The organism is Ruegeria sp. R8_1 (genome assembly GCF_017743815.1).
Classification (GTDB): Bacteria; Pseudomonadota; Alphaproteobacteria; order Rhodobacterales; family Rhodobacteraceae; genus Ruegeria; species Ruegeria lacuscaerulensis_A.
Window position 1 is genome coordinate 385,069 of sequence record NZ_JAGHRL010000003.1, and the last position, 25,791, is coordinate 410,859.

At 59.8% G+C, this 25,791-nt stretch carries 22 protein-coding genes; 8 read left to right on the top strand and 14 right to left on the bottom strand.

Going from position 1 to position 25,791, the window contains the following annotated elements; genetic code table 11:
- Positions 1-403: 403 nt before the first annotated feature.
- Together J7380_RS09255 and J7380_RS09260 are read left to right on the top strand one after the other, a co-directional pair.
- Positions 404-1,303, top strand: coding sequence for a FecR domain-containing protein (locus tag J7380_RS09255; RefSeq protein ID WP_247742467.1), 900 nt, complete (start codon positions 404-406; stop codon positions 1,301-1,303).
- Between the two features lie 222 nt (positions 1,304-1,525).
- Positions 1,526-3,640, top strand: coding sequence for an adenylate/guanylate cyclase domain-containing protein (locus J7380_RS09260; RefSeq protein WP_247742468.1), 2,115 nt, complete (start codon positions 1,526-1,528; stop codon positions 3,638-3,640).
- Positions 3,641-3,776: 136 nt separating this feature from the next.
- Here J7380_RS09260 and J7380_RS09265 read toward each other — a convergent pair whose 3' ends face one another.
- Together J7380_RS09265 and J7380_RS09270 are read right to left on the bottom strand one after the other, a co-directional pair.
- On the bottom strand, positions 3,777-4,094 hold the full coding sequence (locus J7380_RS09265; RefSeq protein ID WP_170756006.1) for a DUF3775 domain-containing protein: 318 nt from the start codon (positions 4,092-4,094) through the stop codon (positions 3,777-3,779).
- Positions 4,095-4,181: 87 nt separating this feature from the next.
- A complete protein-coding gene (locus J7380_RS09270) occupies positions 4,182-4,955 on the bottom strand; it encodes a DUF1365 domain-containing protein (protein ID WP_209195468.1) in 774 nt (257 codons plus the stop codon).
- 147 nt (positions 4,956-5,102) lie between these two features.
- On the opposite strand from J7380_RS09270, the gene J7380_RS09275 reads away from it, so the two are divergent.
- Genes J7380_RS09275 through J7380_RS09285 form a run of 3 tightly spaced genes read left to right on the top strand, consistent with a single transcriptional unit; the run spans position 5,103 to position 6,876 of the window.
- Positions 5,103-5,759 (top strand): sigma-70 family RNA polymerase sigma factor, encoded by a 657-nt coding sequence (locus tag J7380_RS09275; protein ID WP_209195469.1) that lies wholly within the window; start codon positions 5,103-5,105, stop codon positions 5,757-5,759.
- A 10-nt stretch (positions 5,760-5,769) separates the two neighbouring features.
- Positions 5,770-6,420 carry a ChrR family anti-sigma-E factor gene (locus J7380_RS09280; RefSeq protein WP_209195470.1) on the top strand — a complete coding sequence of 217 codons (651 nt, stop codon included), beginning with the start codon at positions 5,770-5,772 and terminating at the stop codon, positions 6,418-6,420.
- Between the two features lie 51 nt (positions 6,421-6,471).
- Positions 6,472-6,876, top strand: a complete 405-nt coding sequence (locus J7380_RS09285; RefSeq protein WP_247742469.1) for a hypothetical protein — start codon at positions 6,472-6,474, stop codon at positions 6,874-6,876.
- Positions 6,877-6,879: 3 nt separating this feature from the next.
- On the opposite strand, the gene rmuC is transcribed toward J7380_RS09285, so the two are convergent.
- The 6 genes from rmuC to J7380_RS09315 form a co-directional block, all read right to left on the bottom strand.
- Positions 6,880-8,109 (bottom strand): DNA recombination protein RmuC, encoded by a 1,230-nt coding sequence (rmuC, locus tag J7380_RS09290; RefSeq protein ID WP_209195471.1) that lies wholly within the window; start codon positions 8,107-8,109, stop codon positions 6,880-6,882.
- Positions 8,110-8,166: 57 nt separating this feature from the next.
- Positions 8,167-10,017 (bottom strand): DNA mismatch repair endonuclease MutL, encoded by a 1,851-nt coding sequence (mutL, locus tag J7380_RS09295; protein WP_209195472.1) that lies wholly within the window; start codon positions 10,015-10,017, stop codon positions 8,167-8,169.
- Between the two features lie 235 nt (positions 10,018-10,252).
- Positions 10,253-11,194: a metal ABC transporter permease gene (locus tag J7380_RS09300; RefSeq protein WP_209195473.1), complete on the bottom strand. Its 942-nt coding sequence runs from the start codon at positions 11,192-11,194 to the stop codon at positions 10,253-10,255.
- A complete protein-coding gene (locus J7380_RS09305) occupies positions 11,191-12,396 on the bottom strand; it encodes a metal ABC transporter permease (RefSeq protein ID WP_209195474.1) in 1,206 nt (401 codons plus the stop codon). Before J7380_RS09305 ends, J7380_RS09300 begins: the two co-directional genes overlap by 4 nt.
- 3 nt (positions 12,397-12,399) lie before the next feature.
- Positions 12,400-13,203, bottom strand: a complete 804-nt coding sequence (locus tag J7380_RS09310; protein WP_209195475.1) for a metal ABC transporter ATP-binding protein — start codon at positions 13,201-13,203, stop codon at positions 12,400-12,402.
- A 3-nt stretch (positions 13,204-13,206) separates the two neighbouring features.
- Complete coding sequence (locus J7380_RS09315) at positions 13,207-14,160, bottom strand: zinc ABC transporter substrate-binding protein (protein WP_209195476.1); 954 nt, start codon at positions 14,158-14,160, stop codon at positions 13,207-13,209.
- A 200-nt stretch (positions 14,161-14,360) separates the two neighbouring features.
- Here J7380_RS09315 and deoC point away from each other — a divergent pair, with 200 nt between their 5' ends.
- The 3 genes from deoC (at position 14,361) to J7380_RS09330 (ending at position 18,612) form a co-directional block, all read left to right on the top strand.
- Positions 14,361-15,350: a deoxyribose-phosphate aldolase gene (gene deoC, locus J7380_RS09320; RefSeq protein WP_209195477.1), complete on the top strand. Its 990-nt coding sequence runs from the start codon at positions 14,361-14,363 to the stop codon at positions 15,348-15,350.
- Positions 15,351-15,424: 74 nt separating this feature from the next.
- Positions 15,425-17,758, top strand: a complete 2,334-nt coding sequence (locus J7380_RS09325) for an aldehyde dehydrogenase family protein (protein ID WP_209195478.1) — start codon at positions 15,425-15,427, stop codon at positions 17,756-17,758.
- Between the two features lie 122 nt (positions 17,759-17,880).
- A complete protein-coding gene (locus tag J7380_RS09330; protein WP_209195479.1) occupies positions 17,881-18,612 on the top strand; it encodes a cyclic nucleotide-binding domain-containing protein in 732 nt (243 codons plus the stop codon).
- Between the two features lie 5 nt (positions 18,613-18,617).
- Here the strand turns inward: J7380_RS09330 and J7380_RS09335 are convergent, their stop codons facing one another.
- From J7380_RS09335 to J7380_RS09360, 6 genes are all read right to left on the bottom strand, one after another.
- On the bottom strand, positions 18,618-19,922 hold the full coding sequence (locus J7380_RS09335; RefSeq protein WP_209195480.1) for a pitrilysin family protein: 1,305 nt from the start codon (positions 19,920-19,922) through the stop codon (positions 18,618-18,620).
- Positions 19,919-21,259, bottom strand: coding sequence for a pitrilysin family protein (locus J7380_RS09340; protein ID WP_209195481.1), 1,341 nt, complete (start codon positions 21,257-21,259; stop codon positions 19,919-19,921). The genes J7380_RS09335 and J7380_RS09340 overlap by 4 nt, the downstream gene beginning before the upstream one ends.
- Before the next feature lie 82 nt (positions 21,260-21,341).
- Complete coding sequence (locus J7380_RS09345; RefSeq protein WP_209195482.1) at positions 21,342-21,860, bottom strand: DUF3035 domain-containing protein; 519 nt, start codon at positions 21,858-21,860, stop codon at positions 21,342-21,344.
- A gap of 49 nt (positions 21,861-21,909) precedes the next feature.
- On the bottom strand, positions 21,910-22,380 hold the full coding sequence (lspA, locus tag J7380_RS09350) for a signal peptidase II (RefSeq protein ID WP_209195483.1): 471 nt from the start codon (positions 22,378-22,380) through the stop codon (positions 21,910-21,912).
- On the bottom strand, positions 22,380-23,969 hold the full coding sequence (gene purH / locus J7380_RS09355) for a bifunctional phosphoribosylaminoimidazolecarboxamide formyltransferase/IMP cyclohydrolase (RefSeq protein WP_209195484.1): 1,590 nt from the start codon (positions 23,967-23,969) through the stop codon (positions 22,380-22,382). The genes lspA and purH overlap by 1 nt, the downstream gene beginning before the upstream one ends.
- A gap of 22 nt (positions 23,970-23,991) precedes the next feature.
- Positions 23,992-25,728, bottom strand: a complete 1,737-nt coding sequence (locus tag J7380_RS09360) for a heparinase II/III family protein (protein WP_209195485.1) — start codon at positions 25,726-25,728, stop codon at positions 23,992-23,994.
- Between the last annotated feature and the right edge of the window lie 63 nt (positions 25,729-25,791).

Genomic DNA, 25,791 nt, shown 5'->3' on the forward strand with positions numbered 1-25,791 from the left:
CTAACTTACGGCCCAAAGGTGGCACCAGAATTCGTAAAAGACACACCTAGTTGGCGTAAGTGCGCGCCGAGAAACCGGCCCAACGCACGGCGCCGATCGGGGCGCGGAAGCAGGGCGAGTCAGAAAACTTGCCAACAGGACATGGTTTAAGGCATATTTGCTTATACATATTTAAGAAACCGATAAGATTAAATTTAAAGGGGGCAAAACCGGGCAGTGGGCGTTCAGCCCATTTCTAAGCTATTGGGGGTATATAAGCTTGGCCTGGTTAAAAGTGTTTTGTTTTGTGTTGTCTACATTGCTTGTACCTGTGCAAGTCTGGGCCAACATAGGAAAAGTCGTCGGTGTCAAACAAGGCGCACAAATCGTCAGAAGCGGAGAATCACAGCCCTTACGGTCCGGTATGGAGGTCGAGTCAGGCGACGCCATAACAACCGACCAAAATGGATTGGTTCAATTGATATTTGTCGATGAAACCAAAATAGCGATCGGACCGAACGCCAGCATGGTACTTGATGTGACCATGTTGCGCGGCAAGCAAAAAGCAAAGTCCTTTGCGGTTCAGGCATTGGGCGGAAGTTTTCGCTTCATCTCGGGGAAAAGTAAGAAAAGGGCATATTCTATCCAAACCCCGACAGCCACCATGGCCGTTCGGGGCACAACGTTCGACATGTGGGTTGTTCCCGGAACGCAAAGCGCAATGCTGGTTTTGGATGGCACTGTTCGAATGTGTGGCCTCGGCGGGACATGCCGCTCCACTGGGCGACAGTGCAGTCTGTTCGCGACCACTCAGCGCGGCAATGTTGGTCGACCTATAGATCAGGAACAATACGAGTTGGCGCTGAAGGCCGGGTTTCCTTTCGTACAGTCTCAAGACGAACTACTAAGCCCGCTGAAAGTCGGGATTGGTGGCTGCGCAGCTGAATCCGTTCCATTGCCACCCATTAAGTCCGACGCACCGACACCGCGACGCATCCGGCAGCAAGCAAAAATCACTGCTGCCCCACCGGCAGGTGACCCTCCCGCCGCCCCTGAGCCACGTGCGCCGGAACCACCGGCACCCGAACCACCGGCACCCGAACCGCCGGCACCCGAACCGCCGGCACCCGAACCGCCGGCACCCGAACCGCCTGCACCGGAGCCTTCGGACCCAAAAAGCAGGTCGGGTCAGGCTGATGGTTCTAACCCAGCGGGTCGGGGCGGGCCATCTGGCGGGGTTAACAACCCCGGACAGGGCAAAGGGCCAGGGCACGGGAAAGGTCAAGGGCGCGGCAAAGGTAAGCGAGACAGGGGCGACGCTTGAGTACATGCGCCCTTTCTACGGCACAGTGACGTGCCCGCACACGCAGACGCGTCAGCGAGCTGATAACCCAAACCGGGCAACCCTCGCCCGATGTTATCGGAGGCACACTTGACCGGGAAATCCAGAGAAAAAACGGGACGGCGGCGCGGTTTTCGCCTGGTCGGGCTGGGTTTGATACTGATCGGTTGCTTCATCAGGGTCATTGACCCTTATCCCATTCGCATGAGCCGTTTGATTTACTTCGACCTGCTGCAACGTGTTTCACCGCGCGAATACAACCCGGACTTGCCGATCCGCGTTCTGGACATTGACGAAGAAACCCTGGCGGTCTGGGGCCAATGGCCATGGCCCCGAACGCTATTGGCCCAGATGGTGCAAAACCTTGGCGAAAGCGGCGCTGCGGCAATCGCTTTTGATATGTTGTTTGTCGAGCCCGACAGATACTCGCCTGCGCGGTTGCTGAACGACCCTGCCTTGGCGGGTGTTCTGACGGTCGAACACCATGCACAGAAGATGGACTACGACGTTCTGTTCGGTCTGGAAGTAGCGAATTGGCCCGTTGTCTTGGGAACTGCTGCCCGGGTCTCGCAGGAAGGTGCCAAAATTACACCGAAGGCAGGCATTATTGAGGTCGGTGAACAACCGGCATCCGGGCTGGTCTCTGTCCCGTTCTGGACGCCAATAGCGCCACCTCTGGGGCGCAGCGCTGCTGGCATTGGCGGTGTGAATGTCTCACCCCTGGGGGGAACGGGCGTTGTAAGGCGCGTTCCGGTTCTTTGGAACGGCCCCAGCGGTCCACTTCCCGGCCTTGGCATCGAAGCGCTCAGGGTGGCAATCGGCGCGCCCTTTGTGCTGGCCGAGGGATCATCCGATGAAGAGGGCATTATGCTTGCGGTCGAGCTTGGTGATTTTCGGTTGCCGACCACTGAAAACGGCGAGGTCTGGATCAGATACAGGCGCGACCAACCCGAGCTCTACTTGTCGGCCAATGACGTAATGACAAGTCCTGATGACCCCGCGCTGCAAGCTGAAATCGACGGCCGGATCATTTTGATTGGCACATCTGCAGCAGGTTTGTTCGACATGCACCAGACGCCACTTGGCGAGTCCGTCCCCGGCGTATCCATCCACGCACAACTGCTGGAACAGATCCTGACCGGCGAAATGCTGAGCCGGTCAGATGTAACCGCTGCGCTGGAGCTGCTGTCTTTCGTGTTGCTCGGCCTGATCGTGATCGCTGTCATGTCCAGCTTTGGGGCAGTTGCATCATTTGTTGCTGGGGGTTTAGCCGCTGCTGTGGTCATCGGCACAAGTTGGCTTGCTTTTCAAAATCAGCTGATTTTGTTTGATGTGACGTTCCCCCTGGCTGGGGGAATGGCCAACTTCGGCTTGTTAGCCGGGTATCTCTTTGTCTCAACCGAGCGTGAGAAGCACGAAATCCGCAAGGTTTTTTCACATTACGTAGCACCGGAAATCCTCAACGAAATGGAGCAGTCCGGCCACCGTTTGAAACTAGGCGGCGAGACGCAGGAGATCACGGTCATGTTCTCGGACATACGGGGATTTACTCCACTCTCTGAATCCGTGTCCGCAACCGAACTGGTGACCTTGCTGAACGAGCTTTTCTCGCAGGTGGGCGACCAGATCTTGCATGAAAGAGGTACAATCGACAAATTCATAGGCGATGCAGTTATGGCGTTTTGGAATGCGCCTTTGCCGGTGGAAGACCACCCCTGTCGCGCTGCGCACGCGGCATTGTTGATGCGCAAAGCTCTGATTGCGTTCAACGCGTCGAAGGTGATGCAGGACCGACCGCCGATTGCCCTTGCCACGGGATGCGCCACGGGACACGCCTGCGTCGGCAATATCGGATCACGCAGCCGGTTCAACTATACCGTCATCGGTGATGTGGTGAATGTGGCAGCCCGCATTGAACAAAGCTGTCGCCATGTCGATTACGACATCCTTGTCTCACACTCAGTCTACAACGCTGCGCATCAGGATATGGCAATGCTTGAAGCCGGATTTGTCGATCTGAAAGGCAAAACGGATCTCGAAGCGGTGTTCGTTCTTATCGGAGACAACACCGTGCTGAACAGCGCGTCGTTTCACCGGCTTTCAGAGGCACATAACGAACTTATTTCCGCTATCCGAGACCGGCAGCCTTTCGACAGGATCGAGCAGTTGTGCGGGCACTGTCTGGCGATCGCGGTCGAAATCGAGCCCGGCTTGCGTCAGTTCTATCGCTCGCTTCCCGGTCGTGTGGCGGATTTCCGGACAGACGTTCAATCGGGTCAGGCAATGTTCAGTCATCGTGCCCGTGAGGTCAGGGCCTGAACGATCTTCGATTGGCGACCTCAGCGTACTGGCTCGGCAAGAACTGTCGACCACTAAAAGAATAGGCCAGGCCATATTTCTGGACGTGCGTCGAGTCTTTCGACCCCGCTGCGGATCGCCTACGGAGCGCGCGACCCTACATCAGATCGTTTTCGACGTCTTCAGCCGAAATGCCCAAGGCGTCCAAACCGTTTTCTAAATGGTCAGACAGGTGCGGTGTACCAATCAAGTAGTCCGCGCAAGGAGTCGACGCCTCGGACTTGGCGGTCGCGATCGCTTCAGCCAGATCATCCGCGAAAAAGCTTTCACGTCCGATCCACATGACGGCAACCAGTTCGGCCTGCTCGTCTTCGCTCATCCGGCCAATAAAAGCGCGCAATTCGCCCTCGGCCCGGTCCAGTTCACGCCCCATCATGGCGACCTGAGCTATTTTTCTTGCCGAGATTTCCAACATGTCCCAACTCCTCGTGTTCGCGACTTACTTACTACCAGAACCATTCTCAAAGGGTTGAGTCTTTGATCTTACGCAAACAGCGGCGGGTTATGGCTTGCGTATCCGAGAAATCGGATGATCCGGAACGGGTGCGGTGCGGAAAGGACGAAACTGGGCCTTTTTTAATTTCAGTTTCAGCGCTTGCCACACGATCAGAGTGAAGGCACGCCGCGCCCCAAACGGACGTCGTATCAAAGACCAGAGGATCGCGCGATCGGTCAAAGGTGCCCTTGGGCCGGTAAGCGTGGCAATCAGCCCCCCTGACTTGCGCCCATAATCAATCCAAACACCAACCCGGTCAGCGCGGTAGTCAAATCGAAACGTGTAAGAGCCTTCGATCTTTTGAAATGGCGATACATGCATCAGCTTGTCTGCCACGATGCGATCAGTGGGTTGGATGGGCGCGAAATTGGCATTGTGGCACAGGTAGCTGTGCCGCGTGCCATAAGTATTCGTTACCTCAGCCACCACTGAGTAAAGGTTGTCGCAATCGTCAAAACAGAACCAGAAGCTGACCGGATTAAACACATGGCCCAGAACACGGGGTTGGGTCAGCAGCATGATGTGCGCCGGTTGCACAACGCCCAGCGCATCGAACTGTTCGCGCAACCAAGCCGCGCCGCGCCCCTTACCTGGCGCACCACCATGGTCCCTATCTCTCCAGTTCGTGATGTTTGCGCCGTTCAAGGAAAACAGATGCGGCGTTGCGGCCTTTTTCTCGGGGTCAAACAGGATGTAATCGACCGAATAGCGAAACGCGTTTTCGATGGCCCCTTTACGCCCATGATAGGTTTGCCCTGCAATATGGTCTATCCGGTTCATTCCACATTTTCCATTCTGCCCGCGATTTGATCAAACAGCGCTTATTTTTTGCGGCCAATTCATAGGGATACTACGACAAGACAGCTCGTTTGGATTAAAATTTTCGTGCTTAGTGATCCAAGTTGGGACAGCCCGCGTAAAAAGAGTATGTTTACCGAGATCGATACCGCGAGCTTGGGTGAACCGGTGGCTGAAAAGCCCGTTGTGATGCCCCCGCGCGGGAAACAACGAGTAAAAGGACGACCGGTGAACCACGCAAACGGCAATTGCGAGACCAGAACGGAATGGGTCAGCCATGTTGCCCGTATCCGCGATGCGCAGGATCAGGCGGCTTTCGCCGAGCTGTTCCAGCATTTTGCGCCTCGGGTCAAAGCGTTCCTGATCAAGTCGGGGTCCGATGTGGCCCTTGCTGAGGAATGTGCGCAGGAGGTGATGGCGACCTTGTGGCACAAGGCGCATCTGTTCGATCCCGCTCGAGCGACCGTGGCCACCTGGGTGTTTACGATCGCTCGGAACAAGCGCATTGATGTGCTGCGCAAGCAACGCCGACCCGAGCCCGAAGATTTGGGATGGGGACCCGAGTCCGAGCCGGATCAGCACGACGTTATGGCGCTGCAACAGGAAACCGCGCAGCTGCGCGACGCGTTGACCGCGTTGCCAGAGGCGCAAAGAGAATTGATCGAAAAGGCCTATTTCGGGGACCTGAGTCACCGAGAAATTGCCTCGCAAACCGGATTACCACTGGGCACGATCAAATCGCGAATTAGATTGGCGCTAGACCGCTTGCGCCATGCGATGAATTGAGATGATGAAGATGAGCAACAAGATCAAACATCACCTGACGGACGACCTACTGATGGCGTATGCGTCGGGCACTCTGCCCGAAGCGTTTGACCTCATGGTCGCGACGCATGTGTCTCTGTGCGACCACTGCCGTGCACGGGCTGAAAGCTTTGATGCCGTCGGTGGCTGCGTTCTGGAAGATCAGGAAATCGCCTCTCGGATGAGCGACGGGTCGCTTGCGGCAACTATGGCGTTGATTGCGCAAGGTGCACCGATCGCAAAACCAGCCCAACCGGGATGTTCGGTTCTGCCTGCTCCGTTGCAGGATTATGTGGGCGGAAATGTTGAGGCGATCAAGTGGCGCTCTATCGGCATGGGTGTGAAGCAGGCTATTTTGCCGACGACTAGTGAAGCAACCGCGCGATTGTTGTTTATCCCCGCTGGGGCCGCCGTACCGGACCACAGCCACAACGGGATGGAGCTGACAATGGTCTTGCAAGGGGCGTTTTCGGATGAGGTCGACCATTTCGCCCGCGGAGATGTCGAGATCGCGGATGAGGATCTGCACCACACGCCTACGGCCGACATGTCCGAGGATTGTATCTGTTTGGCCGTGACCGACGCACCGCTGAAGTTCAACAAGCTGATGCCGCGCCTGTTCCAACCCTTTCTACGCATCTGACAGCAGGCGCGCATCGTGATAGGATAGCCTCATTGAATGGAGGTTGTTTGCATGATGAAACACTTGTTCAGTATGGCAGTGGCACTGGGGTTTACCACATCGGTCTTGGCCCAAAATGTGGCCGAGGTGAAATTCGAACCCGGCAACTTTGGCACGATGGTCAGCGGCACCATCATCGGGGACGAGTACTTCGACTACAAGCTGGGCGCGAAGGCCGGGCAAGAGATTTTCGCCGATCTGCAAGTCCGCGACACTAACGGCAACGGTGTGATTTATTTCAACATCTTGCCGCCGGGCAGTGAGGGCGAGGCGATCTATATCGGCTCTATCGACGGCAACACCGCCCGTATCGACCTGCCCCAAAGCGGGGACTACACAATCCGCGTTTATCTGATGGGTAATGACCGCGACACCGGCAAGACGGTTGGCTACAATCTGGACCTGTCAATCCAGTAGCGGTTAACCTTCAGTCTTGCCCAGCGGCACCACATTGGTGTGATCGTCGGGGGCCAGTTCCTCGAAATCGAAATTGTCCAGCCGCTGCGCCCGGCGGCCCGCCTTTTCGGCGCTGATCTTGATTTCCGAGATGTCCTTGGCCGCCTGTCCAAAGTGGCGATCCAGATTGGACACGCGGTCGCCCAGACGTTCCACATCCTTGTGCAGCATCCCCAATTCCTTGCGAATGGCACCCGCCTGTTCCCGCATCCGCGCGTCTTTAAGGATCGCCCGCATGGTGTTCAGCGTCGCCATGCAGGTGGTGGGCGAGACGATCCAGACGCGCTTGCTGAAACTCTCCTGCACCAGTTCGGGGAACTTGGCGTGTAACTCAGCATAGACCGCTTCGGACGGCAGGAACATCAGCGCACCATCGGCGGTTTCACCGTCCAGAATGTATTTTTCGGCAATGTCGTTGATATGTTTGCGCACCGTGCTGCGGAACATCTGCACGGCCGCTTTCAGCTCGGCGTCGTTGGTCGATCCGATCAGCGCCTCATAGGCCTCCAGCGGGAATTTACTGTCGATCACGATGGGGCCCGGCGGGTTCGGCAGGTGGATCAAACAATCCGCCCGCCGTCCGTTCGACAGCGTTGCCTGCAGCTGAAAACTGTCCGAGGGCAGCGCCTTGGACACGATATCATTCAGCTGAATTTCCCCAAACGCGCCGCGCGTCTGCTTGTTGGACAGGATATCCTGCAGCGACAGCACATCGCCCGACAGTTTGGTGATATTGTCCTGCGCCTTGTCGATGGCGGCCAGCCGTTCCTGCAACTGAGTCAGAGAGGTCGCGGTCTGTTTCGACGAGCCATGCAGCGATTCCTTCATCCGCTCCTGCATCTCGGCCAAAGCCCGCGCCGATTTCATCGCATTATCCGCCAGCCGGTCGTTCATCTGCTGCTGCACCGAGGACAGGCGCGATTCCACCGTCTGGATCACCTGAACCTGCGCATTGGCCTGCGTATCTGACACATGCTGCAAACCGCCGCGCAGTTGCTCCTGCCCCTGCCCCAAAGCCTGCACGTGCTGGCCCAGATGCGCCATCTGCCGCGCCAGAGGTTCAGCCATGCGGGCGGACTGCTGCGACGCGCGCAGCGACAAAAACAGCAGCAGCAGGATCAGCGCCACCACCCCGCCTCCGATCAGAATCGCGGGGTCGTTCAGCGCGTATTGGGTGCCTGCAATCTCAATCATATCACTCAGTTTGTTCTTGTTTTGTTTCTATCTTCTTAATCCGCCCGCACCAGCAAATCAACTGCGCCCGAACAGCCGTTCGATATCGGACAGTTTCAGTTCCACATATGTTGGCCGCCCGTGGTTGCATTGGCCGGAATGGGGCGTCGCCTCCATCTCGCGCAGCAGGGCGTTCATTTCCTCGGCCCGCATCCGGCGGCCCGACCGGACCGATCCATGACAGGCCACGCGGCTGAGGATCGCCTCGATCCGGGCCTGAACCGTCTGGCTTTCACCCTGATCGGCCAGTTCGTCGAGGATATCCAGGATCATCGCGCGGGCATCGACCTCACCCAGAATGGCGGGGGTTTCGCGCACGGCGACGGCACCGCCGCCAAATGGTTCCAGCGTCAGGCCAAGGCGCGAGAGGTCATCGGCGACGGCCATCAGACGGGCGCAATCGCCTTCGGACAGTTCCACAATCTCGGGGATCAACAGGGCCTGCGCGGCGACGCCGTTTTCCGCCATCTGCGTCTTCAGTTTCTCATAAACCAGCCGTTCATGCGCGGCGTGCTGGTCGACGATCACCATGCCGTCGGCGGTCTGGGCGATGATGTAGTTCTCATGCACCTGCCCGCGCGCCGTGCCCAGCGGCAGATCCTGTGCGGGGGGTTCTTCTGCTACGACGGGTGCGGGCTCCACGATGCTGCCGCTGTAATCTTGCGACAGTTCCGCAAAGCCCGGAGCCTGCGCCTGATAGGATGCCTGCCGGGCCGCCAGCGACGGCCGGTCCATCTGATAGACCCGCGCGGGCGCAGGCTGTGCCGGTTCAGGCCGCATCGCGCCCAAGGTCGCATTGGCCACGGTTGACGATGCCCGGTGCCCCGCCTCGGCCAGCGCGTGCCGCAGGGCGGAGACGATCAGCCCCCGCGCCACGCCGGGATCGCGGAACCGGACCTCGGATTTCGCGGGGTGGACGTTCACATCCACCAGCGTCGGATCACAGTCGATGAACAGTGCCGCCGCGGGGTGACGATCCCGGCTGAGGAAATCGAAATACGCCGCCCGCAGCGCTCCGGTCAGCATCTTGTCCCGCACCGGGCGGCCATTGACAAACAGGTACTGCGCCACCGCCGCACCCCGCGAATAGGTCGGCAGGGCGGCATATCCGTACAGCCTGATCCCCTCACGCGTGGCGTCGATCTGCAGGGCGTTCTCGGCAAACTCGCGCCCGATCACGCGGGCCAGACGGGCGTGCAGCGCATCGAACAGATCACCGTTCTCGCGGTCGGCGCGGAAGGTCACGCGCCCCTCACCGCCGCCCGAGACATCGCGCAGGGTAAAGGTGATCGCCGGTTCGGCCATGGCCAGACGTTTGACCGTGTCGTTGATCGCCTGCGCCTCGGCCCGGTCGGTGCGCATGAACTTCAGCCGGGCGGGCGTGGCAAAGAACAGATCGCGCAGCTCGACCACCGTGCCTACACGCAAAGCAGCGGGTTTGACCGCCCCCATCCTGCCGCCCGAGACGTTGATCTGCGCCGCCTCACCCCCGGCCACGCGACTGGTGATGGTCAGTCGACCCACCGCGCCCAGAGAGGGCAGCGCCTCGCCCCGGAAGCCGAAGGTATGAATGTTCAGCAGGTCTGACCCGTCGATCTTGGAGGTCGCATGGCGCGACAGCGCCAGTGGCAGATCATCGGCCGCGATCCCGCAACCATCATCGGTGACGCGAATCAGCGTCTTACCCCCATCGGCAATGTCGATGGCGATCCGGCTGGCCCCGGCATCGATGGCGTTTTCCACCAGTTCCTTGACCGCCGAGGCCGGACGTTCGACCACTTCGCCTGCTGCGATTCGGTTGATCGCAGCATCGTCCAACTGCCGTATTACGGGACGGGTATCGCTGATATTGGGGTTTGCCTGCGCCATACCCCTAGACCTAGCACATGCGCGCGCGATTCTACCACCGATTTACGCCAAACTGTTTAGGGAATGAAGGGGCGTTCGGACAATCGTCGTGTCAGCCGTCGTGGCAACACAGAGGCAACGATTGCCCGAACGGTCCAAAGTGAGTGGTGGTCGTTCGCCTTATGTGAACAGTTCGTAACACGAAACCCACATTGAGGCTTGCTAACTGTGACCACGGCGTAAATCTGGGCGGAGTTCAGCCGATACCGGGCTGTTGTCCCGGCGCTCCGGCGCGGGTCCGGCACGGCCCCCATATCGCAGCTGCGGCCAGGATCAAACCAGCGACTGCAGCAATCATACCGGCCGCGCTGACGGCATCGGCCATACCCAGCCAAAGCGGCCCATAGCCTGCAAGAACATAGCCCGCAACGGCCGAAACCACTGCAAAGGCAACGGACCAAGCGATCTGACTCTCTAACCGGTTGGTCATCATCCGTGCGGCGGCGGGGGGACAGATGAACATGGCAATCACGATGATCGACCCCACCGCGTCAAACGCCGCCACCGCCGCGATGGCGGCCACAATCACCAGCGCAAAGCCCAGCGGACCGGTGCGGATACCGATGGTGCGGGCGAACCCTTCGTCGAAGGTGGAGATCTTCAATGGTCGCCAGAACAGCCAGATAAACAGCGTCACACCCAGCAAAGTCGCGGCAATGCGCGGCAGTTCGGGTGGAAGCCCGGCCAGCGCGGTCAGATCCAGCAATGAAGACCACCCTACCGCATCCAGCCAGATCAAGCTTTCCAGATTGCCATAGAGGGCATGTTCCACGTCCAAGTGCACGGTCGAAGTATCGGTCTGTTCCAGCAACAACACCCCGGCGGCGAACATGGTGGTAAAGACCACACCCATCGCGGCACCGGGTTCGATCTGGCCCAGCCTCCGGATCGCTTCGATCATCACAACGGCGACGACTGCGGCTGCCGCCGCACCCAGCATCATGGGCCATGTGGATATTGCTCCGGTCAGGATGAAGGCCACGACGATCCCCGGCAGCACCACATGGCTGATCGCATCGCCAATCAGCGCCTGTTTGCGCAACACCAGAAAGTTGCCCGGCAACGCGCAGGCAATCGCCGCGAATGTGCCGATCAGCAAGGGTGTCAGGGACAGGGGGACAAACTCTTCACCGCTCATGCCATCACCCCCTGCGGGCCGCCAATCTGGCGGTCAATCTCAGCGATCTGGTCTCGTGTCAGGACAGTCTCGATATCACGCAACCCGTCGTACAGCGCCGCTGTTGCCTCGTGCGCCTGATCGGCGCGGACAATTTCCCAGCGTTTCTCATCCCGCAGAGCCTTGGCGGCGCGTGCCTTTCCGGCCTCGGTCGCGACGCCATCGGCGCGGGCCAGACCGGCGCGTTTCAACAGGCGCAGGGTCAGGGGTTCATAGATCTTTTGCCCCTGCGCCAGCGCCAGCAGGCCCTGACGGATATGCACCCGGCGCTGGAACCGCAGATGGCGCAGCACGGCGGCCAGAACGCCGCGCACCGGGGCCAGCAACAGCGACAGTGCAAAAAGCGCAAAGCTGACCAGCACGATGATCGGACCTGTCGGCAGGTTCGGGGCCGAGGCCGACAGCGCCGCGCCCACATAGCCCGAGACCCCTCCGACAATCCCGGCCAGCAGGACCACGCGGTCGGACCGATCGGTCCAGAACCGTGCCGTGACGGCAGGGATGATCAACAATGCCACGATCAGGATCAGACCGACGATTTTCAGGCCGACCACGGTGACGGCCATCACCAGCCCCATCATCGCAAGGTCGATGCGATGCACCGGCAGCCCCCGGGCGGCGGCATATTCGGGGTCAAAGGCCACCATGGTCATGGGCCGGCGCAGGATCATTACCAGCACCAGCGTGGCCGCCCCGCCCAGCGCGATGATCAGCGCATCTGCCCAAAGCATCCCGGCGGTCGAGCCCAGCAGGAACCCTTCCAGCCCCGCCTGTCGACCCACGCCCATGGTCTGGATGACGGTCAGCAGTACGATGCCAAAGCCAAAGAACACCGACAGAACCGCACCGATCGCGGCATCCTCGGCCAGTCGCGTGTGGCGGGTCAGCCAGTTCATGCACAGCAGGCCCACCCAGGCCGACAGGGCCGACCCCGCCAGCAAGCCCAGCAGGTTGCGTCCGTCTCCGCCAAAGGCGACCAGCACCATGAAGGCCAGACACACACCGGGCAGCGTGGCATGGCTGATCGCGTCGCTGACCAGCGCGCGTTTGCGCAGAAACAGGAACGTGCCCGTCACCCCCGCCGACACGCCCAGCAGCGCAGCCCCGATGGCGACCAGCGAGGCGTTATAGCCCAGCTGAAGGGTCAGAGCGTCCCAAAGCATGGATTATCCCAGCGCGCGCGAAATCTGGTCGATCTGAGCGGTGGCCAGACGGCCCCCATAGGCGGCTTGCAGGGTCTCGGCGGTGAAGGCCTGATCCACCGGGCCCTCGGCTACTTTGCTGGTGTTGATCAGGAAGACATGATCAAAATAATCGGTGACGGTGGCCAGATCGTGATGCACAACAACCACGGTCTTGCCGGCCTCTTTCAGCGCTTTCAGCACCGCGATGATGGCTTTTTCGGTGGCCGCATCGACCCCGGCAAAGGGTTCGTCCAGCAGATACAGATCAGCCCCCTGCGCCAAGGCGCGGGCAAGAAAGACACGTTGTTGCTGACCTCCCGAAAGCTGGCCGATCTGACGATCCGCGAAATCACGCATACCAACACGGTTCAAGCAGTCCATCGCACAAGCCATGTGTCGGGCACGAACACGACCCAACAGACCCAACTGACGCGACAGGCCCATCAGGACGACGTCGATCACGCGGGTCGGGAAATCCCAATCCACACTGGCGCGCTGCGGGACATAGGCGATGCGGGCACGCTGAGATTCAAGCGGCTGACCGTTGACCGTTACCTGACCCGACAGCGGCGACACGATCCCCAGCGCGGCCTTCAACAAAGTCGACTTGCCCGCGCCGTTTGGCCCGATAATGGCCGTCATCGCACCGGGCTGCACCGTCATATCCACCGAGAACACAGCGGGTTTCTGACCATAGGACACAGTCAGACCGCGAATGGCCAGCGGACTGCGTTCAATCCCGTTGTCCTGAACGGATACGCCCTGATGTGCTGCAAGCTCCAGCATTCCTCAAAACCCCGCCGACAATTTGCCGTTCATACCCCGCGCGGGCACATCCGCCCCCAGCGCACCGGCAATAACGGTAATATTGTGATCCAGCATCCCGATATATGTGCCCTCATACGTGCCGGGTTCGCCCATGGCGTCTGAATAGAGCTCACCGCCCACATCCACTTGATGGCCCTTGGCCGCGGCACCCTCGATCAACGCGCGCATGGACCGGTCCGAGACCGAGCTTTCCACGAACACCGCCGTCAATTGCTGATCAACCAGCGTATCGACCAGTTCGCCGATCCGGTTCAGACCGGCCTCGGACTGGGTCGAGATGCCCTGAATGCCCAGCACCTCATAGCCGTATTCCGCACCGAAATAACCAAAGGCGTCGTGGGCTGTCACCAGAATGCGGTTGTCCTTTGGAACGGCGGCCAACATCTGTGTCCCGTAGGCTTCCAACTGGGCAATCTCAGCCAGATGGGCCTGCGCATTGGCGGCGAAAAACTCGGCCGCTTCGGGGCGGGTGTCGGTCAGCGCATTTTGCACCTGAACCACCACGTCGCGCCACAGGGCCGGGCTCATCCACACATGCGGGTCGAATTTGTCGGCGTAATCGTCATGGGCGCGCAGCTTGGACGTGTCGATCCCTTCGGCCACGGCTATCACGTTGCGCTTGCGAGACAGGTCGTGGAAGAAATCCTCCATCTGCGCCTCAAGATACAGGCCGTGCCACAGGGTCAGGTCCGCGCGGGTCATGGCGACGATGTCGCTGCGGGTCTGGCGATAGGCGTGCGGATCGACGCCGGGGCCCATCAGCCCCTTGACCTCGACCTGATCGCCACCAACCTGGCGCACGGCGTCGGCAATCATACCGGTTGTCGCCACCACTTTCAGTGGCGTTTCGGCATGGGCCGAAATTGGCAAAGCGACAGCCAAAGCCAACGCAGCAAGAAAGTTACGACGAATCATGTCAGACCCCGATCTGATATCCCCATGACCGTTAATATGCGAACCATTCGCAACTTAGTCAATGCTATTGCGAATTATTCGCAAGAAAGACAACCATATTTGTCCATTTGGTCAAAAAAATAGCTGGAACGCACCCGCTTGCCCTTTTCTTTAGACGCAACCCATGCGATTTTGGCGCAAATCTCCCAAAGGACGCGATGATGGAAACGCAGAGCCCCGTGCGCACCGCGCATCTGCCGCAAGTGACCGAACCCCGCAATCCGGGCATGGATCTGGATTTGGACTGGGTGCGCGCCGTTCAGGCCAACACCTCGGCCATTGAACGCCGTGCCGCCACCCTGCCCGGTCGTCGTTCGGTAAAGAAAGACTATCAGGCCGCATGGCTGCTGAAGGCGATCACGATGATCGACCTGACCACTTTGTCGGGCGATGACACGGTGGGCCGCGTGCGCCGCTTGTGCGCAAAGGCGCGCCAGCCTGTTGCGCCCGCGTTGTTGCAGGCGATGGACGTGCCGCCGATTACCACCGGTGCGGTCTGTGTCTATCACGACATGATCGAACCCGCCGTCGCGGCGCTAAAAGGCACGGGCATTCCGGTGGCTGCTGTCTCGACCGGGTTCCCGGCGGGTTTGTCGCCTTTCCATCTGCGCGTGGCCGAGATCGAGGAAAGCGTGAAGGCCGGAGCCGAGGAAATCGACATCGTGATCTCGCGCCGTCACGTGCTGTCGGGCGACTGGCAGGCTTTGTATGATGAGATGAAGGCCTTCCGTGCCGCATGTGGCGATGCCCATGTCAAAGCCATTCTGGCGACCGGAGAGCTGGGCAGCCTGCGCAACGTCGCGCGTGCGTCGGTCGTGTGCATGATGGCGGGGGCGGATTTCATCAAGACCTCAACCGGCAAGGAAAGCGTCAACGCCACCCTGCCCGTGTCGCTGGTGATGATCCGAGCGATCCGCGATTACTATGACCGCACAGGATACCGCGTCGGCTACAAACCTGCGGGTGGAATATCCAAGGCCAAAGACGCGCTGGTCTATCTGTCGCTGATAAAGGATGAGCTGGGCGACCGCTGGCTGCAACCGGACCTGTTCCGCTTTGGCGCGTCCTCGCTGCTGGGCGATATTGAGCGGCAGTTGGAACATTATGTCACCGGGGCGTACTCGGCTGGCTACCGTCATTCTATGGGTTGAGGCACGCCCGGAAATCGCTCTGGTAGAGCGATTTCAGTGCCGAACGGGCGAAGCCCCGGGAAAAGGAAAGAACAATGACAGTCAAAGAGATTTTCGACACCATGGACTACGGCCCTGCCCCCGAAAGCGCAGCCGAGGCGCTGGCCTGGCTGGTCGATCAGGGCGACAAGTTCGGCCACTATATCGACGGGGCCTTCACCAAGCCCGGCAAAGGGTTTGACAGCCGCAACCCGGCGACCGGAGAGGTTTTGGCCAAGCTGACCCAAGCTAAACAAGGCGACGTGGATAACGCCGTGGCCGCCGCCCGCAAAGCACAACCCAAGTGGCAGAAACTGGGCGGCGCAGGTCGTGCGCGGTATCTCTATGCCATCGCGCGCCTGCTGCAGAAACACGCGCGGCTGTTTGCGGTGCTGGAAAGCCTCGACAACGGCAAGCCGATCCGGGAATCGCGCGACATCGACATCCCTCTGGCCCAGCGGCACTTCTACTATCACGCGGGTATGGCGCAGCTGATGGAGAGCGAGTTACCGGATGCTGAGGCCTTGGGCGTTTGCGGCCAGATCATCCCGTGGAACTTCCCGCTGCTGATGCTAGCGTGGAAAATCGCGCCCGCGCTAGCGATGGGGAACACGGTGGTTCTGAAACCGGCCGAGTATACCTCGCTGACCGCTTTGCTGTTTGCCGACATCTGTACGCAAGCCGGGCTGCCAAAGGGCGTGGTCAATATCGTCACCGGCGACGGCGCGGTGGGTGAGATGATCGTGAACGCCGACGTGGACAAGATCGCCTTCACCGGCTCAACCACCGTTGGGCGACGCATCCGCGAGGCAACCGCTGGATCCGGCAAGGAACTGACGTTGGAGCTGGGCGGTAAATCCGCTTATATCGTGTTCGATGACGCCGATATCGACAGCGCCATCGAAGGGCTGGTCGATGCGATCTGGTTCAATCAGGGTCAGGTCTGCTGCGCGGGCTCGCGCCTGTTGGTGCAAGAAGGCATCGCCGATCGTTTCCACGCCAAGCTGCGCGCGCGGATGGATGGCCTGCGCATCGGCGATCCGCTGGACAAATGCATCGACGTGGGCGCGGTTGTGGACCCGATCCAGTTGCAGACGATCAAAGGCATGGTCGACAGCAACACCGCGGGTGACGTCTATCAGGCGACCTGCGAGTTGCCCGAAAACGGCTGCTATTACCCGCCCACGCTGATCTCGGGGCTCGAAACCTCCGATCCGCTGATGCAAGAGGAGATTTTTGGCCCGGTTCTGGTCTCCTCGACCTTCCGTACCCCGGCTGAGGCGGTCGAGCTGGCCAACAACACCCGATATGGGCTGGCCGCAACCGTGTGGACCGAGAATGTGAACCTCGCGCTGGATATCGCACCCAAGCTGGTTGCGGGCGTGGTCTGGGTGAACGCCACCAACCTGTTCGACGCCGCCGCCGGGTTCGGCGGTGTACGCGAAAGCGGGTTTGGCCGCGAGGGCGGTTGGGAAGGGCTGGCCGCCTATACCAAGCCCAAAGGCAAGACCAAGCCGCTGGCAAAGGTCGAGGCTGCAACGGGCCAAGGCGCGCCGGTCGATCCCATCGACCGCACCGCCAAAATGTATGTGGGCGGCAAGCAGGCGCGGCCCGACGGCGGCTATTCGAAACCCGTCTGGGGCAAATCCGGCCTGCTGGGCCATGTGGGGCTGGCCAACCGCAAAGACGTGCGCAACGCGGTAGAAGCCGCGGCTGGCGCAAAAGGCTGGTCCAAGGCCACCGGCCATCTGCGGGCACAGATCCTCTATTACATCGGCGAAAACCTCTCGGCCCGCGCGGATGAGTTCGCCACCCGGATCGACGCCATGACCGGCGGCAAAACCGGCGCGGCCGAGGTTGAAACCTCGATCCAGCGCCTGTTCACCGCCGCCGCATGGGCCGATAAATATGACGGTCAGGTCCATGGCGTCCCGATCCGGGGTGTGGCCCTTGCGATGAAGGAACCCGTCGGCGTGATCGGCGCGCTCTGCGCGGATGAGGCGCCTCTGCTGGGCCTGATCTCGGCCTTGGCCCCCGCGATTGCGATGGGCAACCGGGTCGTGCTGGCGGCCTCCGAGCCCTATCCGCTGGCGGCGACGGATTTCTATCAAATCCTTGAGACCTCGGACGTGCCCGCAGGGGTTGTCAACATTCTGACCGGCAGTCACGCGGAACTGGCGAAGCCGCTGGCCTCCCACATGAACGTGGATGCGGTCTGGTCGTTCTCATCCACTGACCTGTCCAAAGAGATCGAGGTTGTCTCTGCCGGGAACCTGAAACGTACATGGGTCAATAACGGCGCGGCAACCGACTGGAGCACCGACCACACTCGCCGCTTTTTGCAGGCCGCGACCGAGGTCAAGAACATCTGGGTGCCCTACGGCGAGTAGGGCAACATAGGACGCAGGCGAAAGCCCGCTCATGTGCAGACATTTTGTGAATGGGGTCACAGACAAAGCCGCTTGCCTGACCCAACGTAAGGTCCATTCTGATCCAGAATGGGCCTTTTTTCATGCTGAGTTTACCGATTGATTTCTCAACCTCTTTACAGCTTGTCACGTTGGTTGGCGTCTGCGGCGCCGGACTGTACATTCTGAACTACTTCATGCTGCAGATGGGTGTCATCAGGGGAACAGGTATCCTTTACCCCGTCCTGACCATTATCGCCGCCAGTTGCGTCCTGATCAGTATGGCTGAAGAATTCAATCTGGCGGGTTCGATCATTCAGATGGCATATATTCTGATCTCGGTCCTTGGTCTATTGCGAGGCTACCTGTCCCGGCACTTGGTGCGGTTCTCGGAGGACGAGCGCCAATTCATCGCATTACATCTGGAATCGTTAAAACCCCATCAGGCCCGCAGATTGCTGAATACGGCCACCGTGAAAGAGTTCCCAACCGGGGATATCCTGATCGAAGAAGGCAAGACCACCGATTTTCTGGGATTTGTATTGACCGGTCGAACCACGATCCTGAAAGACGGTCAGGTGATCAACTGCTGCGGATCGGATGAAATACTCGGAGAGCTGACCTTCGGCCTTGGCCTTCCCGCAACTGCCACAGTCATCGCAACCGAACCGACCAGATGCCTGGTCTTCGACAACATCAAGCTGACACGCTTGCTCAAACGAAACAGACATATTGATGATGCGCTAAAGGCCGCGCATTTCAGACATGCGCGGCAAAAGCTGCTAAGCAGCAACAAGCATACGTTACAGGCCCAGAAAAGACCCGCCGCTGCCTAAACGGATCAACCGTCCAGATCTTCGGGTTTGCCGACAATGGTGAAATGCAACCCTTCGGGATCCAACAGCTCGGATGCAACGCGGTTCACATCCTCCAGCGTAACGGCGTTCACCTGATCGTTGCGTGTCGCGATATAGTCGATCGGCAGGTCTTCCATCTGCATCCCAACCATGATCGACGCGATCTGGCTGTTTCCATCAAAGCGCAACGGGTAGGCACCGGTCAGATAGGTCTTTGCATCATCCAATTCCGTCTGCGTCACGCCTTCGTCTGCCGCCCGGGCCCATTCGTCACGAATGACTTTGACGGCCTCGGCAATACGATCATTGGCCGAAGACACGGATCCCAGATAAACCGAGGCCAGATCCTTGGGCACCAGATAGGTGCTGACACCATAGGTCAGGCCCCGTTTTTCACGCACCTCATGCATCAGGCGGCTTTCGAAACCACCCCCGCCCAGGATGTGGTTCAGTACAAAGGCCGCAAAGAAGTCGGGATCATCACGGTCGATCCCCTCGTGGCCAAACAATGCCACCGATTGCGGAGTGTCGAATTCGACCACGCTTACACCACCGGGAATAGTCACCTGAGCACGGCCCGGTATTGGTTTGCCGCTTTCGGGCAGATCGGCCAGCAGCTTGTCCAGCAGCACGCCCAGTTCCTCGGCCGTGATGTCGCCAACGGCGCCAACGTACATGCGGTCCTTGGCGAACACGTTTTCGTAGGCCGATACAATATCGTCCCGCGTCAGGGCGGTGACGCTGTCGATGGTCCCTTTGCCCTCGGACCCATAGGGGTGATCACCATAGGCCATGCGGGCAAAGTTGCGACCGGCAATGTCATTGGGATCGGTTTGATCCGAGCGCAGCCCAGACAGAACCTGCGCCCGCACGCGGTCCACAGCGTCCTGATCAAAGCGCGGCTCATGCAAAGTAACGCGCAGCAGATCGACCACCTCGTCGCGGTTTTCGGTCAGAAACTGCGCCGACACCGATACCTGATCGTCAGTTGCGTTATACCGGAAAGAGGCGGCCAGAGACTCCAACTCGCGGGCATAGGTGCGCGAGTCCATATCGCCCGCGCCTTCTTCGATCAGGCCCGCCATTAGGTATACTGCGCCGCGTTTGTCCGGATCATCCAGTGAAGTGCCGCCGCGGAACCGCAACTCGATCGCGGTGAAGGGAATCGAATGATCCTCGACCAACCATGCGGTAATACCCCCGGGCGACGTGACTTCCTGAATTTCGATCTCGGCCCAGGCGGGCAAAGCGGTAATGAAAGCGATCAGAGTGGCAAATATCCGTTTCATTGTGTCACCTCATCGTCGCGCATCAGCCACCCGGTGACAGATGTTTCGAGTTGAAAGACTTCGCGTGCAGCCGCGATGATCTCATCGCCGGTAACGGCCTGAAGAATATCGGGCCAGGCCTGCACGTCTTCGACCGTCAAACCGGTGGTCAAAGCACGGCCATAGCGGTTGCCGATTCCGTCCACGTTGTCACGCGCATAGGTCTGCGATGCCCGCAACTGCATCTTGATGCGATCCAGGTCTTCCTCGTTCACACCTTCGGCAATAAAATCCGCAACAGCCCGATCCATCGCATCTTCGGCTTCTTGCAAAGACACGCCCTGCGCCGGGACGACCAGAAGATCAAAGGTTGTATTATCCAGCGACATCCCGCGATAAAACGCACCGCTGAAGACGGCCTTTTGCTGGTCGAACTGCAGTTTTTCGGACAGGTATGACGTATTGCCCCCGCCCAAAAGCTCAGCCAGCAGGAACAACGCCGCAGCCTTTTCCTGCGCGCCCGCGTCGCGCTCTTGCGCCAGATAACTGCGCTGAACATAGGGTTGCGAGACGCGCGGGTCCTTATAGGTCAGCCTCCGCGCTGCGGTCTGAGGCGGTTCTTGCGACCTGATGCGTTCGGGCAGATCCGGGTTGGCCGGAATGACGCCGTAGTATTTCTCGGCCAAGGTTCTTACGTCATCGGGATCAACGTCGCCTGTAACAACCAGAATGGCGTTATTGGGGGCGTAGTGGGTCTGGTAGAAGGACAGCGCATCCTGCATGTCCAGTGTCTCCATCTCATGCCGCCAGCCGATGATCGGCACACCATAGCGATGGTTGAGGTATTGCGCCGCGCTCATCTGCTCGCCGAACAGGGCGCGCGGGTTGTTTTCTGTGCGCTGATTACGCTCTTCAAGGATCACGTCGCGTTCGGTAAGGATATCTTCCTCACTCAGGCGAATATTGCGCATCCTGTCGGATTCCATCCGCATCATAAGCTCTAGCCGGTCCGAGGCTACGCGTTGGAAATACGCTGTATAGTCGTACGAGGTGAAAGCGTTGTCATTGCCGCCATTGGCTGCGACCGTGGCCGAGAACTCACCCGGTGCAAGCGTATCCGTGCCTTTGAACAGCAGATGTTCCAGAAAATGCGCCACCCCGGACGACCCGATCGGCTCATCCGCAGACCCTGCTCGATACCAGACCATATGCTGCACCACAGGGGCGCGGTGATCTTCAACCACCACGACATCCATGCCGTTATCAAGCGTGAAGGTAGTGACCGCCTCCTGCCCATCCTCGGCGAAGACCGGGGTGGCGGCGATCAGGGCGGCCGACAATGCCAAGGCCCGAACCATGGGGCATCCTCCGTATAGTTTGCTGTGGTTGAAACTACGGTGGCGCGGCGCAGGTTCAAGGCCGATGACGAAAAGTTAAGGATTATTCATCCAAAGGAGGGGCCGAAGGCGTTTCGATACCTGCACGACGGGCCGCCTGGTTCTGTTGATCCGCGTTCAGCGCCTCTTTCCGGTAAACCTGCTCATAGCGGTCGATCTTGAACAAACGCAAACGGGTCAGTCGGCCTTGCTTTCTGCGGAACTCGGCATCCTCGGTATCAACCACCTGACGGGTATTGGACGGGACGCCGTAGCGGCTTGAGGCTGTCACCAACGCGGCATCCGTGGATGGAATCGCCGTATTCGGATTCAGAGCTGCCGGATTGCCACCAAGCGCCGCAACCGCATCGGCTGTTGGCGTTGGGTCGGTCAGGTTGCCACCACCCGGAGTTGGAGCGGGCAGGAACTGATAATCCTCGGGCTGCGTCAGAGGTTTCACCGGCAGCACGGAAAACTCGTCCGGCCCCGGCCCCGGCGCTTCAAGGTGGCGCAGGCCGATATCGGAACATCCCGCAATCGCAAAAGCCAATGTCACAGCAAATATGGAACGCGGCAACCGCATCAGAGTCTCCAGCCTGTTTCGGGCGTTTTAACGCATATCGACGAGCGCGTCACGAGGGCTTTTTGCTGTCAAAGAGCACCAGCCCTATGGCCCCCGCAAAAATGAACACGTCGGCAAGGTTGAAAACATATGGGTTGTTGATGCCGCAACATGACATGTTCAGAAAATCGAGAACAAAGCCATAAAGCACACGGTCAACAACATTCCCCAATGCTCCGCCGATCAGCAAACCGCCGCAGAACAGCATCAGCTTTGATGGCGCAGAGCGCATCAGCCAGATCAACACAGCAACGGAGATCGCAACGGACACGCCGATCAGCACCCAGCGCGCCGCGTCGCTGTTGCCCTGAAACAGGCCGAAATTGATGCCCCGATTCTCGCCGTATTTGAACACAAGCAAGGGCGGCAGAACGTCGATATCGCCCTCGGCCACGCGCATGACGTGGACGACCAGATATTTGCTGATCTGGTCGATCGCGAACGCCGAAAGCGCAGCCAAAAGGAGCAAGCGATAGCGCATCAGTGGCGGAAGTGACGCATGCCGGTGAAGACCATAGCAAGGCCCGCCTCATCCGCCGCCGCGATCACTTCGTCATCGCGCATCGAGCCGCCGGGCTGGATCACGCAGGTCGCGCCGGCCTCGGCGGCCTCCATCAAACCGTCGGGGAAGGGGAAGAACGCATCCGATGCTACGGCCGAGCCGATGGTCAACGGCTGCGGCAGACCCAACACATCGGCCATACGCTCGGCTTTCTTGGCGGCAATCAGCGCCGAGTCCACCCGGCTCATCTGGCCAGCACCCACACCCACTGTCGCGCCGTCCTTGACGTAGACGATGGCGTTGGACTTGACGTGTTTCGCCACTTTCCACGCAAACAGAAGATCGCGCATTTGTTCATCAGTTGGCGCTTTTTTGGTGACCACTTTCAGGTCATCCATACCGACAAAGCCATTGTCCTTGTCCTGCACAAGCAGGCCACCAGCCACCTGACGGACAGTCTTTCCGCCTGCCGTCACATCCGGCAGCTCTTCAGTCGTCAGCAGGCGCAGGTTCTTCTTGGCGGCGAAAATCGCCTTGGCCTCATCCGACGCACCCGGAGCAATCACGACCTCGGTGAAGATGCCGGTGATCTCCTGCGCGGTTTCCGCATCCAACGGCTGGTTCAGCGCCACGATCCCACCAAAAGCCGAGGTGCGGTCGCAGTCGAACGCCGCCTTATATGCGTCGATCAGCGTGGCACCTGTCGCCACACCGCAGGGGTTAGCGTGTTTGATGATGGCACAGGCGGCACCTTGCGCCGGGTCGAATTCAGCCACCAGTTCAAAGGCTGCGTCGGTGTCGTTGATGTTGTTGTAGCTCAGTTCCTTGCCCTGATGCTGCACCGCCGTGGCAACGCCGGGCCGGTTGGTTCCGTCGGTGTAGAAAGCCGCCTTTTGGTGGCTGTTCTCGCCATAGCGCAGGGTCTGTTTCAGCTCACCCGCAAAGGCGCGGCGTTTGGGGGCCTCAAGCTCCAGCGCGTCGGCCAGCCAGTTCGACACAGCCGTGTCATAAGCGGCGGTGCGGGCATAGGCTTTTTGCGCCAGTTTGCGGCGGAATTTCGGACAGGTCGACCCATTGTGCTGATCCATGTCGCCCAGCAGTTTGGTGTAATCCTCGACATCCACGACCACATTCACAAAGGCATGGTTCTTTGCTGCCGCTCGGATCATCGCAGGGCCGCCAATGTCGATGTTCTCGACACATTCGTCATATCCAGCCCCCTTCGCCACGGTCGCCTCGAACGGGTAGAGGTTCACCACCAGCAGGTCGATCGCGCCAATCCCGTGCTCGGTCATCGCGGCCACATGGGTGTCGTTGTCACGCAGCGCCAGCAGCCCGCCATGCACCATCGGGTGCAGGGTCTTGACGCGGCCGTCCATCATTTCGGGAAAACCTGTGATCTCGCTGACGTCTTTCACGTCCAGCCCCGCCTCGCGTAGCGCCTTGGCGGTGCCGCCGGTTGACAACAACTCGACCCCGCGCTCGGCCAGCGCCTTGCCCAGATCGATCAATCCGGTCTTATCGGATACGGAAAGCAGCGCGCGGCGCACGGGGTGAAGGTCGGTCATGGGTCCAAAGGTCCTTTTGGCGTCAGTCGAAATCGGGCTCGTCCCGGTGCACATCGCGCACGGCATAGGCTGTATCCTGTGCCTTGCTCAACGTCCACCGAATGCGCGTCGCATACTCCATTGCGCGGCCAGATAGAACGATCTGTTTTGTCGCGCGCGGCTTTAGACGCCCTTTTTCAAGATAAACGCTTGGTTCGACGGTCAGTTTTGCCACCCCGTCATGGCGAAACACCCAGATCTCACCGCTTTTGAGCGCCATCGACACCGCCGCGCCGCCCAAATCCAGCGCCGCATCAACGTCAGGATGCAGATGGAATCTGATATCGAATCCGATGCCCTGCAGGCTCGAGGCGTTCATCGCTTTGTCGAATTGCCGTTTTGCCCGGTCATCCGACGTCAGCAGAATATCCTCGCAAACCAGTTCGCGCCCGTCAAAGCGCAGTTCGAACGTACGGGCGTGGGTCAGGCCGAACACTTTCGAATAGCCATCATGCCCGGCCATGAACTTCGCACCTTCAAAGGATTCTTCGAATTCGTTCGGAACATCAGTTGGCGCATCGACCAGGGCTTCGGCTCCTCGGTGGTCAGGGTCGGTCAGACGAGCGCTAGAGAAACCATCCAAACAAAGGGTTGAATGCGACGGGGTTGCCCGTCCTGCCCGACGCCATTCCGCACCAAAGGTTTCCCCTGATCCGCAATTCACGATCAGGGGGCGTCGGCCCGAGGTCAGTTCGAAAGCCAAAGTTGAGGCATGCGCGTTATACGACGCTGGACCCTTGGGCGGTGCGCTGGCATCCACGATTACACTGGTTCGCGCTGCATAAAGACGCGCGTAGCCCATCGACAGGCCAGTGGCGTGATGTGGCCGCACGCCACTTTGCGCCAGCGCCTGATCCAGACGCCCTTCCAGCCCGCGCCCGCCCCCGTGAAACCGCGCCAGCCCCCCGTCCGAGTGCCGCAGGCAGCGCAGTGTGGGGGCCATCCGCTTGATCGCACCCGCCTGTGCGCCGGGCGTCCCCCTGCCCAGCTCGCTGAGTGCTGCGGATGTCCAGGCCAGCAACGTGAAAACCTCAAGCAATTCTTCTGGATTGCGGGTCAGTAAACCACCCTTGGGATCAATCTGACTGTCACATTCCCGCGCCAAAGCGCGCAGGGCCGGGTCTGCCATATGTTCAAGACCCTCCAGCGCCAGACCGGCCTGAACCAAACCCGCCAAAGCTTCGAACCGCGGCAATCCCGGCGTGGCGGCTTTCCAGCGCTTGGACAGAAACCAAGTCTGCTGCGACAAAGCTCGAAAAAACTGCTGGCGCTGCTTTTCATCCGTACCACGTAACAGAAAGGCAGAGTGGTTGACCCAGCGCATCACACGACGCCCGGTCAGATCAGGCGCCCAGCCGGGACCGTGACCGCGCCCATGCGCCGCAATCCAACCCCAGACCCAGCGCTGCGCCCTCTCTCGCGCGCGCATGTCGCCAACGGCCGCCAGATCATCGAGCCATGCAAACCCGTGCCGTTCATTGTCGAAACCGGTACTTGGGGCGGTGACATCCCATAGCTCGGTATCCTGCGCCTCGACCAGAAAACCTGCAAACAGAAGGTTTCCGGCGACCAGCTGTCGACCCCGGGCAAACGCGCCAATCGTCCGGGGTTCGGGCTCGCCCACAAAACCACTGACGGGTTTGCGCCGCTGACTGAGCCGCGCGTAGAGGCGGTTTTGAAACCGCGTCCACCGGTTTGCCATGGTATCCTTGTTTGACATGCCGCCCGCTACTCTGCCCTGTGCGCTCTGCTGGCGCCTAAGCGCAACGATAAACCGCGTCGC